Below are 12301 nucleotides of genomic sequence, written 5' to 3'. Positions count from 1 at the left end.
TCAACTTTTAATGCGAAGCGCCGGACGACCCGCTCCGGGATCACCGGCAGGGCTAAGATAAGACAGTTGGCATACCAATATGCTTATTCTTTTGTTTTATCTACCGGAGATCGTCCATGTCACGTGAAGTCGTAATCGTCAGCGGTGTGCGCAGCGCTATTGGTACCTATGGCGGCAGCCTGAAAGACATCGCCCCAACCGAACTGGCAGCGCAAGTGGTACGTGAGGCGCTCAAACGTGCGAACACAGACGGCCAGGATGTCGGCCATGTGGTTTTTGGCCATGTCGTCAACACAGAACCCAAAGACATGTATCTCTCGCGCGTAGCAGCCATCAACGGCGGTTGCGCGCAGGGCACACCGGCATTCAACGTCAACCGCCTGTGCGGCTCGGGTCTGCAGGCCATCGTTTCTGCCAGCCAGAGCATTTTGCTGGGTGACTGTGACATTGCGATTGGTGGCGGAGCCGAATGCATGAGCCGTGCGCCCTATGCCAGCCTGAATATGCGCTGGGGTGCGCGTATGGGCGACACCAAGATGGTTGACATGGTGGTCGGTGCGCTGAACGACCCGTTTGACACCGTCCACATGGGGGTCACCGCCGAAAACATTGCGGCCAAATGGGGCATTACGCGCGCTGATCAGGACGCATTGGCGGTAGAGAGCCACAACCGGGCGCAACGGGCGATTGAAACCGGCTACTTCAAGAGCCAAATCCTGCCCGTCGTGCTCAAAAGCAGAAAGGGCGACGTGGTTTTCGACACCGACGAACACTATCGCCCCAACTGCACGCTGGCCGACCTGGCCAAACTCAAGCCCGCCTTCCTCAAAGAGAACGGCACTGTCACGGCCGGCAACGCCTCCGGCATCAACGACGCCGCCGCCGCGGTGTTGCTGATGGAAGCGGCCACCGCCAAAGCGCGTGGCTTGAAACCACTGGCCCGACTGGTGGCTTACGCACATGCTGGCGTGGACCCCAAATACATGGGCATCGGCCCGGTACCTGCCAGTCAGATGGCCCTGAAAAAGGCGGGTTTGACCGTGAACGATCTGGACGTAATTGAGGCCAATGAGGCTTTTGCTGCGCAGGCCTGCGCCGTCAGTCGCGATTTGGGTCTGGACCCGGCCAAGGTCAACCCCAATGGTTCCGGTATTTCGCTGGGCCATCCGATTGGCGCGACCGGTGCCCTGATCACTGTCAAGGCCCTGTACGAACTGGAGCGCATCGGCGGCCGCTACGCACTGGTCACCATGTGCATTGGTGGTGGCCAGGGCATTGCAGCTGTTTTCGAGCGCGTCTCCTGACCGATAGACGCGCAGCAGACAACGCCATATGGCACACGTAAGACATTGGAGTCTGGGCGCCAAGTTGATGCTGGTGGGGGCGCCCTTTCTGCTGCTGGTTTTTATTTCTACCGTGGCAACGCTGTGGGTTTCCTGGCAGCTTGATGGTGGCGCCGCTGCGGTCAATGAAGCCGGCCGCATGCGAATGCAGTCTTACCGCATGTCTCTGGCTATTGGCACCGGCGAAACCAGAGAGCTGACCGCGCTAGCTACAGAATTTGACCGCAGTCTGGCCACCTTGCGCCATGGTGACCCCGATCGACCTTTGTTTGTGTCATGGGACGACACCTCGACAGCGCGGTTTGCCGTTATCGAGCAAGACTGGTCCCAATATCAAGCCCGTTGGATTGCAGGCCAACCACGCGTCTTGACTGACTTGCGGGCGCAGACCGTGACCTTTGCCTCCCACATTGATGCCTTCGTGAGCAGCATCGAGGCGCACATTGCCAAATGGACTGCCATGCTGCATTTGCTGCAGATCAGCATGCTGACACTGGTGATCTTGGGAGCGGCGGTGCTGCTTTACACCGGTTATCTTTTCGTGCTGGAGCCAGTGAGCCAACTCAAACAGGCGATTGAAAACATCCAGTCAGGTAATTTTGACGCCCGGGTTGAGCGCGTCACCAGTGACGAGTTTGGCACCTTGGCCGATGGTTTCAATGACATGGCAGCACATCTGCAGTCCATGTACCAAAACCTGGAAAGCAAAGTCGCTGAAAAGACCGCCCAGTTGCAAGAAAAGACTGCACGACTGGAGAGTCTCTATGAAGTCACCGCTCTGGTGAGCAACGCTACTTCACTGGAGGCGCTTGCGCAAGGATTTGCCAAAACTCTGGCACGGATTGCCCGCGCCGACGGGGTTGCCCTGCGCTGGTCAAATCAGGCCAACCAGCGCCACCTGATTCTGGCTGCCCACGGCCTGCCGGTCTCCATGGTGGATGCCGAGCAATGCATCTACACCGGCGACTGCCATTGTGGTGCCGCCAAAGCTGAACCCGGGCTGAACGTGATTCCAATCCGCAATATCGCCGGATCATCGCTGCAACATTGCGCCAAAGCTGGCTTTGAGACCTTGGTCACACTTCCCGTGCGACTGCATGAACGTTTGATGGGAGAGGTCGATTTGTTCTTCCACGCACGCGTCAATCCGACTTTGCCGGAGCGTTCCCTGCTGGAAGCACTGAGCAGCCATCTGGCCAGCGGTATGGAAAACCTGCGTCTCAATGCCCTTGAAATGGAAGCGGCTGTATCGCAGGAACGCCACCTGCTGGCCCGGGAACTGCATGACTCGATTGCCCAGTCACTGGCTTTTCTGAAGATCCAGGTGCAACTGATGCGCGATGCCATCAAGTCCAGCGACCCGGTAGAAATTGCAAAAGTACTGGAAGAAATTGATATTGGCGTGCGTGAAAGTTATGGTGACGTACGTGAGTTGCTGCTGCATTTCAGAACCCGAACCAATGCCGAGGATATTGAGCCGGCACTGGCCACCACCCTGCGCAAGTTTGAGCACCAGAGTGGCATCAAGGCGACGCTGGCAATGCAGGGGCAAGGCATGCCACTATTACCCGACCTGCAAATACAGGTGCTGCATATCATTCAGGAGGCACTCTCCAACGTGCGCAAGCACGCCCACGCATCACAAGTCTGGCTCGATGTGCAGCAACTCCCCGCCTGGCGTTTTGAAGTACGTGACAACGGCATTGGCTTTGACCTGGGCGATGACCCCCTCGACGAAACACATGTGGGTCTGCGTATCATGTCGGAGCGCTCGCAGCGCATTGGTGCTGAACTTGATGTCATTTCTACGCCGTCGCATGGCAGCTCGGTCATTTTGACATTGCCGCTTCCTGCACACCCCATGGCCAAAGTCAAACCAGTGGCTTCGATTCAGGCTTGAAACCTCATGCAAACAGTCTCTCCCCAACCGATTCGCATTTTGGTCGTTGACGATCACACCCTGTTTCGCCGGGGCCTGACAGCGCTTCTGGCGCGCGATCCCCAGTTATGTGTCATTGGGGATGCGGCGGATGCCGGTCAGGCGTTGCGCAAGGCACAGGAAATGCAACCAGACCTGATCCTGCTGGACAACCACTTGCCCGGCGTCAACGGCGTGGACGCCCTGCCCGCCCTGCGTGAAGCCGCACCCAACACCGTGATCCTGATGCTGACTGTCAGCGAAGATGAAAACGACCTGGCGGCGGCCCTGCGCGGCGGCGCCGCCGGGTATCTCCTTAAAACCATCGAAGGCGATGCCCTGACTGCCGCCATCGTGCGTGCCATGCAGGGCGACAGCGTGGTGGCGCCCGAGATGATGAACAAGCTGGTCGCCGCCTATCGGGGGACAAGTAAAGAAGTCCCCGGGATCGGCACAGCGCAGCCCCCGGCCGTCAGTGCCGGCCCTGCCATGGCCAGCCTTTCACCGCGCGAACGCGACATATTGCGTGGCATTGCGCGCGGCGCCAGCAACAAGGAAATTGGCCGCGAGCACGGTATTGCAGAAACCACTGTCAAGATTCACGTGCAGCACATTTTGCGCAAACTCGACGTCAGTTCGCGTGTGCACGCTGCTGTCATTGCCACCGAGCAAGGCCTGCTCTGAGCCTATGGGAAACGCTCACTTGTTGGCCTGATTTTGAAATTCGTTGCCTGGCTTGATGGGCGGATCCGCCGGCTTTTGATCGTGCTGGTGGTTATCACCCCAAGCCAGCCAGTCCTCACCAAAAAGTTCCACCGGGTGCGGTGAACGCTCGTTCGAGCATGCCATCGAATCGATTGAGCAGTATTGATCGCAACCCCAGCAAACACGTTCCGGTTTGGCGGGATGTATGGGAAATTTTTTGTTCATCGTTTGGCCAAAGAATATTCATGGCGATCAATACAAAATGCGACAACGGATCGTTTCCGGCACCGCGCAGAGTTCATCGAGTGCCACCTGGCTCGCCGCGCTGTCCACGTCGATCACCACATAACCGACTTCCTCGTTGGTGCTCAGGTACTGCGCCGCGATGTTGATGCCTGCCTCTGATAAGCGCTCGTTGACATGCGCCATGACCCCAGGCACGTTGTGGTGAATGTGCAGCAAGCGGCTGCGCCCGGTATGGGCGGGCAATGCCACTTCGGGAAAGTTGACGGCCGACGTGGTGGAACCGTTGCTGCTGTAGCGAATCAGCTTGGCAGCGACTTCCGTGCCGATGTTGATCTGCGCCTCCAGCGTGGAGCCGCCAATGTGCGGCGTCAGGATCACGTTGTCAAAGCGCGTCAATGGCGAGACAAAGACTGAATCGTTGCCTTGCGGTTCGATCGGAAAAACATCAATGGCGGCGCCGTGCAGATGCCGGCTCTCCAGCGCCACGGTAAGCGCCTCAATATCGACCACGCTGCCGCGCGACGCATTGATCAGGTGACTGCCCGGCTTCATGGCAGCCAGTTGCGCCGCGCCGATCATGAGGGCCGTCTGCGGCGTTTCAGGCACATGCAGGGTGACGACATCGGCCGCGCTCAGCAGGGCTTCGAGGCTGCTCATGGGCTGCGCGTTGCCCAGCGGCAGCTTGGCCTCAATGTCGGTAAATATCACGCGCATGCCGAGCTGCTCGGCCAGCACGCCAATTTGTGTGCCGATGTGGCCATAGCCGATGATGCCCAACGTCTTGCCGCGCACTTCAAAAGAATCGGCCGCGCTCTTGACCCAGCCACCGCGGTGCAGAACCGCGTTCTTTTCCGGAATGCCGCGCATCAGCATGATGATCTGCGCCAGCACCAGCTCGGCCACACTGCGGGTGTTGGAAAACGGGGCATTGAAGACGGGAACGCCCAAGCGCATGGCTTCCTTCAGGTCAACCTGGTTGGTGCCAATGCAAAAGCAGCCGACGGCAACCAGTTGGCGCGCGTGCTGCAGAACTTCGGCGGTGAGTTGGGTGCGTGAGCGCACCCCGACAAAATGCGCATCGGCAATGGCGGCCAGCAGTTCGTCGCCGGACAGTGACTTGGCATGCGTCACGATGCGCGTGTAGCCAGCTTGCTCCAACGCCTCGACTGCAGACGGGTGAATACCCTCGAACAACACGGCTTGAAGTTCGCTTTTGGCGGCGGATGAGTCGATGGATTTCTGGATCATGGCGGGCTCGGTAGTGATAAATGATCGGTATGAGGCGTGAACACAGCTTGTCACGCGATCGCTGCGCTTGGTCGCTTGTGAAAGGTCAGGGGCTGAACCTTCGTATTGCCTTCGGTGCCTGGCGCCAGCAGGTCAGCCAGCGTGTAGCGGTCGAGGTACTGCATGAAGCTTTGCAGTGCGCCATTGATGATGCCGGTCAAGTGGCAGCTGCTGGTCAACTGGCACGTGGTGTCGCTGGTGAGGCATTCAACAATGGTGAAATCTGGCTCCATGCTGCGTACCACGGCACCTAATCCAATGTCTTGCGGCGCCGCCGCGAGCCGCATGCCGCCGCCCTTGCCGCGCACGGTTTCCAGCCAGCCCGCCAGGGCCAATTGATGCGTTATTTTGGTCAGGTGCGCCTCAGAAATCTCATAAGCGCGCGCCACCTCCGAGATGGTGCACAGGCGCTCGGGATGCTGGCCGACATACATCAGCAGGCGCATCGCGTAGTCGCTCATCGTAGTCAGGCGCATATTGAAATTCTGTGGGGATTTTGGGAGGGGTTTTGGCCCTAGGCGGCGATCACTTCGATGTCGGGTTCCAAGGTGCGCAGCCGGCTCTCAATGCCTTGCAGGGTCCCTGAGATCGCGCTCGGGCAGGTGCCGCACGCGCCCTGGTAGTGCACGATGAGCTGGTTGCCAGCGAGGCCAAGAATGTGCAGGTCACCACCGTCACTTTGCAGGTAAGGCCGGATCTCCTGGTCCAGTATCAACTCAATGTCGTCCAAACGCTGTCGGTCTTGCGCGCTCAGATCCGCCACGTGGGCCCGCGCTTCAAAAACGGCTGCAGCCGACTGCTCACTGGCTGCTGGCGCGGCCCGCAAGGGAACCGCAATTTCGCGCACCAACGCGTCCCAGTTGGCCTGGCCATCCTGCGTCACGGTAAGCCAGCGGTCAATATAGAAAACGTTGGTTACATGATCAATGGCGAACAGCGCGCTGGCCAGTGCATCGCCCTGGGCCTGCTCGGCATTTTCATACGAATGGGCGATACCCCAGGTGAGCGGCTCGCGCAAGACAAACTTCCTCGCATTCGGGTTCGGTGTGTCTTCAATTTCAGCGATTTTTGGCATGATTTTGTCCTGTCGGTTAGGCCGCTTGCCTCACGCGTCGCCCAAGGGCGTGTGCATCGGGTCGGCCTCAGCCTCGGTCGACGCGCTGGGCTCGGCGTTGAACGCCGCCTGCAGCGTGTGCCACGGCAAAATGGCGCACTTCACGCGCATCGGCAGCTCACTGATGCCGGAAAAGACCGCCAAGCGGCCGATATGCGGGCTGTCCTTGGCGGCGATGCGGCCGGTCGCCATATCGACAAACTCGTGAATCAGCGTTTTGGCCTCGATCGCGCTCTTGCCCTTGACCGCCACCGTCATCATCGACGCCGACGCCTTGCAGATGGCGCACGATTCGCCGTGAAAGGCGATGCGCTCGACGCTGTCACCTTTGAGATCCAGCGCGACGTGAATGTGGTCGCCGCAGAGGGGATTAACCCCTTCGGCATGGTGGCTGGGGTGATCGAGCTCGCCGTAGTTGCGCGGCTTGCGGTTGTGGTCCAGGATCACTTCCTGGTACAGGGCCTTGGGATCGGCACTCATGCGAACACCTTTTGAACACTGCGAATGCCAGCGACCAGCGCGTCCACATCGGCCAGCGTGTTGTAAAACGCAAACGAAGCGCGCGAGGTGGCCACCACGCCCAGGCGCACCATCAAGGGCTGCGCGCAGTGGTGGCCGGTCCGCACTGCCACACCTTCCTGGTTGAGCAAAGTGCCCATGTCGTGCGGGTGAATGCCCTGCACGGCAAAGGACAACACCGCGGCCTTGTCTTTCGCGGTGCCCATCAGACGCACACCCGGCAGCGCACTTAAGTGTTCAGTCGCATAGCGCAATAATTCATGCTCGTGCGCGGCGATGGCCGGCATGCCGATGCTTGACAGGTAATCCACTGCAGCACCCAGGCCGATGGCAGCAGCAATCGGTGGCGTGCCGGCCTCGAACTTGTTTGGAATGGGGGCGTAAGTAGTTTTTTCAAAGGTGACGGTATGGATCATGTCGCCGCCACCCTTGAACGGCTGCATCGCCTCTAACAGGGCGGCGCGACCATACAGAACGCCGATACCAGTCGGGCCGCACATCTTGTGGCCCGAGAAAGCATAAAAATCACAGTCCAGATCCTGCACGTCCACCGCCAGGTGCGGCGCGGCCTGCGCGCCATCAACCAGCACGGGCACACCACGTGCGTGCGCAAAAGCGATCATCTGCTTGACCGGGTTGATGCTGCCCAGCGCGTTCGACACGTGGCCGACGCTCACCAAACGGGTGCGCTCGTTGAAAAGCGCCTCGTACTCGTCAACCAGCAACTCACCGGCGTCGTTGATCGGCACCACGCGAAGGATGGCGCCTTTCTCCAGCGCGAGCATTTGCCATGGCACGATGTTCGAGTGGTGTTCCAGCACGGTCAAAATGATCTCATCACCGGCCCTGATGTTCTGGCGGCCCCAGCCATGCGCCACCAGGTTGATGCCCTCGGTGGTGCCGCTGGTAAAGATCACCTCGCGCGCTTCACGCGCGTTGATGAACCGCTGCAGCCGGGTGCGCGCCGCCTCGTAGGCAGCGGTGGCGGTCTCCGACAGGTAATGCACCGCACGGTGGATGTTGGCGTGTTCCGTGCTCTGATAGCGCACCAGGCGGTCAATCACCGGCTGCGGCATCTGGCTCGATGCGGCGTTATCGAGATAGACCAGCGGCTTGCCCGCCACCGTGAGGCCAAGAATAGGAAAATCAGCGCGAACGCGGGCCACATTAAAGGCGGGTGGCATGGTGACAGCGGATGTGTTGTTCATGGCTGGCCTGTGGTCTGTTCAAGCACCGTCTGCTCAAGCTGCCGCCGCAGTGACGCGACGGGAATGCGGTTGATGACTTCAGCGCCAAAGGCGTAGGTCAGCAGATTGCGCGCCACCGCCTCCGAAAGACCTCTGCTTTGCAGATAAAAAACTTCATCGCTGTCGAGCTGGCCAACGGTGGCGCCATGCGTGCACTTCACGTCGTCGGCAAAGATTTCGAGTTGCGGCTGGGTATCAACCTGCGCCTTGCCTGAGAGCAGCAGGTTGCGGCTCGATTGCGCCGAATCTGTCTTTTGAGCGCCGGGGCGAACCATCACCTGGCCGTTAAACACCGCATGCGCGGCGCCGCCCACAATGCATTTGTGCAACTGGCGACTGACGCCGTGCGGCTTGGCGTGGTCGATGAAAGTGTGCGTATCGGCCAGCTGCTGGCCGCCGATCAGCGCCAATCCGTCCAGTGCGCACTCCGCCGCATCGGCGCTCTGTAGCACCTTGAGGTCGAGTCGGGAAATCTGCCCGCCCAGGGTGATGCTGGCCGAGTGGTAACGGCTTGCAGCGCCGAGCGACACCGCGCAACTGGCCATGTGAAAGGCTTGTTGGCTTTCGCGCTGGATGCGAACATGCGAAACCTGCGCGTTCGCGCCCAAGGCCACCTCGGCCACCGCGTTGGTGAAATACGTGCCTGGGTGCAAGGCCACGTAGTCTTCGATCAAGGTCGCTTTGCTGCCCGCGCCGGCCACCAGCAGAAGGCGCGGGTGGCTGGCCACATCAGGCTGCGTCGAAATATAGAGTACATGCACGGGCGCGGCCAGCGTGGTCTCACGCGGCACGACGAGCACGGCCGCATCCTGCAAAAAAGCGGTGTTCAACGCCGCAAACAATGCATCATGAAACGCAAGGTGCTGACCCAGATGCGGCTCAATGCTGGACGCCTGCCTGGCCAACATGGATGCAAGGGTACCGACAGCCAGACCGGCATCGGGCTTGAGACTGGAAAGTTGCGGTGCATGGACACCATCCACAAACACCAGCCGCGTCGTCACCTCTTCGATGTGCAGATGCTTTATATCGCCCGGCAGCAAGGCTGTCGGTGTACGCAGTGGATGAAACGACTGCCGGGCAAAGGTGGCCAGAGGGGTGAAGCGCCAGGCCTCGTCGTGCGTGCTGGGCAGCGTCAGTGCGCCCACGCGCTCCAGTGCCTGGGCGCGCAACGTTGTGAGCCATTTTGGCTGCGTTGATACCAAGCTGCCCGCCGTTTGAGTCAGGCTGGCAAGCAGGCCGTCCAGAACCCCTCGCTCAGTGACAAGCGCAGTCCCGGTGCTCATGACACAGCCCCCGCGGCCTCGGCTTCGGCCTCAATCCAGTCGTAACCGCGTTCTTCAAGTTCGAGCGCGAGTTCCTTGCCGCCGGTGCGGATGATGCGCCCGGCGCTCATCACATGCACGTAGTCAGGAACGATGTAGTTCAGCAAGCGCTGGTAGTGCGTGACCAGCACAATGGCGTTGTCCTTGCTGGCCAGGTGATTGACACCTTGCGACACCACGCGCAGCGCGTCGATGTCCAGGCCCGAGTCGGTTTCATCCAGGATGGCCAGGCTGGGCTCCAGCAACGCCATCTGCAAAATCTCGTTGCGCTTTTTCTCGCCGCCAGAAAAGCCTTCGTTGACACTGCGCTCCAGAAACTCGGGGCTCATCTCCAACAGCTTCATCTTCTCGCGCACCAGGTCGTCAAACTCAAGCGGGTCCAGCTCGTCATGACCGCGCTCAGCCTGCACGGTGTTGTAGGCCAGCCGCAGAAACTGGCTATTGCCCACGCCCGGGATTTCAATCGGGTACTGAAAGGCCAGAAAAACACCGGCACGGGCGCGCATTTCAGGGGACAGCTCCAGCAGGTTCTTGCCTTCAAACAGCACCTCGCCGCCCGTGACCTGGTACGCCGCGTGGCCCGCCAGCACCTTGGCGAAGGTGCTCTTGCCCGAGCCGTTCGGCCCCATGATGGCGTGAACTTCGCCGCGCTTCACGGTGAAGTTCAGACCCTTGAGAATGTCGGTCCCGTTGACGCTGGCGCACAGGTCGCGCACCTCCAGCAGTGTCTGGCTATTTTGAACAATCATCCTACGCTCCCTTCAAGCTTGAACCCGAGTAATTTAGTGGCTTCGACCGCGAACTCCATCGGCAACTGGCGAAACACGTCCTTGCAAAAACCGTTGATGATCATCGAGACGGCTTCCTCGGCACCGATGCCGCGTTGCGCGAAATAGAACATCTGGTCTTCACCAATTTTTGAGGTGGACGCTTCATGCTCCACCTGGGCGCTTTGGTTGCGCACCTGGATATAGGGGAAAGTGTTGGCGCTGCATTTGTCTCCCACCAGCATCGAGTCGCACTGCGAATAGTTGCGCGCGCCATCGGCACCCGGCATCACCTTGACCAGGCCGCGGTAGCTGTTGCTCGACTGGCCGGCCGAAATGCCCTTGCTGACAATGGTGCTGCGGGTGTTCTTGCCGATGTGGATCATCTTGGTGCCGGTATCGGCCTGCTGGTGGTGGTTGGTCACCGCCACTGAATAAAACTCGCCCACCGAGTTGTCGCCCATCAGAATGCACGACGGATACTTCCAGGTGATGGCCGATCCGGTTTCCACCTGGGTCCAGGAAATGCGCGAGTTGACACCCCGGCACAGGCCGCGCTTGGTGACGAAGTTGTAGATGCCACCAACGCCGTTTTCGTCGCCTGCGTACCAGTTTTGCACCGTCGAATATTTGATGTCGGCGTTGTCCAGCGCCACCAGTTCAACGACGGCTGCGTGCAGCTGGTTGGTGTCGAACTGGGGCGCGGTGCAGCCTTCGAGGTAGGACACCGAGGCGCCCTCTTCGGCCACGATCAGGGTGCGCTCGAACTGCCCGGTGTCCTGGGTGTTGATGCGAAAGTAGGTGGACAGGTCCATCGGGCACTTGACGCCCTTGGGGATGAAGCAAAAGGAGCCATCGGTGAACACCGCCGAATTGAGCGCGGCGTAGTAGTTGTCGGCCGCTGGCACCACGCTGCCGAGGTATTGCTTGACCAACTCGGGGTGATTTTGCACCGCCTCGGAAATCGACCCAAAAATGATGCCGACCTCGGCCAGCTTGGCCTTGTAGGTGGTGGTCACCGAAACGCTGTCAAAAATCACGTCCACCGCCACACCCGCCAGCGCCGCGCGCTCGTGCATCGGCACGCCGAGTTTTTCAAAGGTGCGCAGCAACTCGGGATCGACCTCGTCCATGCTTTTAAGCTTGGCCTTGGGCTTGGGTGCCGCGTAGTAGCTGATGGCCTGAAAATCGATCTTCGGATGTTTGACGTTGGCCCACCCGGGGTCGGTCATCGTGAGCCAGTGGCGAAACGCCTTCAGGCGGAATTCAAGCAGCCACTCGGGTTCATTCTTCTTGTTTGATATCAGCCGGATGGTGTCTTCACTCAGGCCCTTGGCCGCTACATCGGACGCAATGTCAGTGACAAAGCCATGCTTGTAGGGCTGATTGACCAGGTTTTGCAAGACGGCACTCATGCCGCGACTCCTTTGCCAGCGCCCGCCTTCAGGCTGAAGCTCTCGCCGCAGCCGCAGGTGGTGCCAACGTTGGGATTGTCAAACTGGAAGCTCTGCTTGAGCCCCTCGGTGACGAAATCGAGGCAGGCGCCGTCGAGCGTGAGCAGGTTTTGCGGGGCGATCAGCAGCGTGGCACCGTGGGCGTCAAAGCGCTGCTCGCCGGCCCGCACTTCGTCGGCCAGTTCATAGGTGTAGGCAAAGCCCGAGCAGCCGACGCTTTTGACGCCGACGCGCAAGCCCAAGCCACTGCCGCGCTTGGCAATTTGCGAGCGGATCTGCTTGGCCGCTGCTGGCGTGAGGGTAATGGTCATGATGCAACTCCTGTTGGGCCATTGGAACGGCGCGCGCCGGGCTTGGGCAGGTTTGAACATTGATG

Annotated in this window: 13 protein-coding genes; 3 read left to right on the top strand and 10 right to left on the bottom strand. The window is 60.0% G+C overall.

From position 1 onward, the window contains the following. Positions 1-116: 116 nt before the first annotated feature. The 3 genes from bktB to RFER_RS09445 are packed head-to-tail and all read left to right on the top strand — an operon-like array spanning position 117 to position 3945. Positions 117-1304 carry a beta-ketothiolase BktB gene (gene bktB / locus RFER_RS09455; protein WP_011464165.1) on the top strand — a complete coding sequence of 396 codons (1188 nt, stop codon included), beginning with the start codon at positions 117-119 and terminating at the stop codon, positions 1302-1304. Between the two features lie 28 nt (positions 1305-1332). After that, positions 1333-3243, top strand: coding sequence for a type IV pili methyl-accepting chemotaxis transducer N-terminal domain-containing protein (locus RFER_RS09450; protein ID WP_011464164.1), 1911 nt, complete (start codon positions 1333-1335; stop codon positions 3241-3243). 6 nt (positions 3244-3249) lie between these two features. Beyond that, positions 3250-3945: a response regulator gene (locus RFER_RS09445; protein WP_011464163.1), complete on the top strand. Its 696-nt coding sequence runs from the start codon at positions 3250-3252 to the stop codon at positions 3943-3945. Between the two features lie 15 nt (positions 3946-3960). Here the strand turns inward: RFER_RS09445 and RFER_RS09440 are convergent, their stop codons facing one another. From RFER_RS09440 to RFER_RS09395, 10 genes are read right to left on the bottom strand one after another with little or no spacing between them, the layout of a single operon-like run. Beyond that, complete coding sequence (locus tag RFER_RS09440; protein ID WP_011464162.1) at positions 3961-4191, bottom strand: DUF3079 domain-containing protein; 231 nt, start codon at positions 4189-4191, stop codon at positions 3961-3963. Positions 4192-4218: 27 nt separating this feature from the next. Beyond that, positions 4219-5460 (bottom strand): phosphoglycerate dehydrogenase, encoded by a 1242-nt coding sequence (serA, locus tag RFER_RS09435; protein WP_011464161.1) that lies wholly within the window; start codon positions 5458-5460, stop codon positions 4219-4221. 50 nt (positions 5461-5510) lie between these two features. Further along, complete coding sequence (locus RFER_RS09430; RefSeq protein WP_011464160.1) at positions 5511-5975, bottom strand: RrF2 family transcriptional regulator; 465 nt, start codon at positions 5973-5975, stop codon at positions 5511-5513. 38 nt (positions 5976-6013) lie between these two features. Continuing rightward, positions 6014-6574: a NifU family protein gene (locus RFER_RS09425; protein ID WP_011464159.1), complete on the bottom strand. Its 561-nt coding sequence runs from the start codon at positions 6572-6574 to the stop codon at positions 6014-6016. Positions 6575-6604: 30 nt separating this feature from the next. Then, positions 6605-7093: a Fe-S cluster assembly sulfur transfer protein SufU gene (gene sufU, locus RFER_RS09420; RefSeq protein WP_011464158.1), complete on the bottom strand. Its 489-nt coding sequence runs from the start codon at positions 7091-7093 to the stop codon at positions 6605-6607. Continuing rightward, the gene (locus tag RFER_RS09415) at positions 7090-8340 is read right to left on the bottom strand and encodes a cysteine desulfurase (RefSeq protein ID WP_011464157.1); all 1251 of its coding nucleotides are present in this window, start codon (positions 8338-8340) and stop codon (positions 7090-7092) included. Before RFER_RS09415 ends, sufU begins: the two co-directional genes overlap by 4 nt. After that, positions 8337-9665 carry a Fe-S cluster assembly protein SufD gene (gene sufD, locus RFER_RS09410; RefSeq protein WP_011464156.1) on the bottom strand — a complete coding sequence of 443 codons (1329 nt, stop codon included), beginning with the start codon at positions 9663-9665 and terminating at the stop codon, positions 8337-8339. The genes RFER_RS09415 and sufD overlap by 4 nt, the downstream gene beginning before the upstream one ends. Further along, entirely contained in the window at positions 9662-10453 is a 792-nt protein-coding gene (gene sufC / locus RFER_RS09405; protein WP_011464155.1) for a Fe-S cluster assembly ATPase SufC, read from the bottom strand. Before sufC ends, sufD begins: the two co-directional genes overlap by 4 nt. Next, positions 10450-11886 carry a Fe-S cluster assembly protein SufB gene (sufB, locus tag RFER_RS09400; protein WP_011464154.1) on the bottom strand — a complete coding sequence of 479 codons (1437 nt, stop codon included), beginning with the start codon at positions 11884-11886 and terminating at the stop codon, positions 10450-10452. Before sufB ends, sufC begins: the two co-directional genes overlap by 4 nt. After that, the gene (locus RFER_RS09395; protein WP_011464153.1) at positions 11883-12236 is read right to left on the bottom strand and encodes a HesB/IscA family protein; all 354 of its coding nucleotides are present in this window, start codon (positions 12234-12236) and stop codon (positions 11883-11885) included. The genes sufB and RFER_RS09395 overlap by 4 nt, the downstream gene beginning before the upstream one ends. Between the last annotated feature and the right edge of the window lie 65 nt (positions 12237-12301).

This window comes from Rhodoferax ferrireducens T118, assembly GCF_000013605.1.
GTDB classification, from domain to species: domain Bacteria; phylum Pseudomonadota; class Gammaproteobacteria; order Burkholderiales; family Burkholderiaceae_C; genus Rhodoferax; species Rhodoferax ferrireducens.
This window is presented reverse-complemented; position numbering and strand designations above follow the sequence as displayed.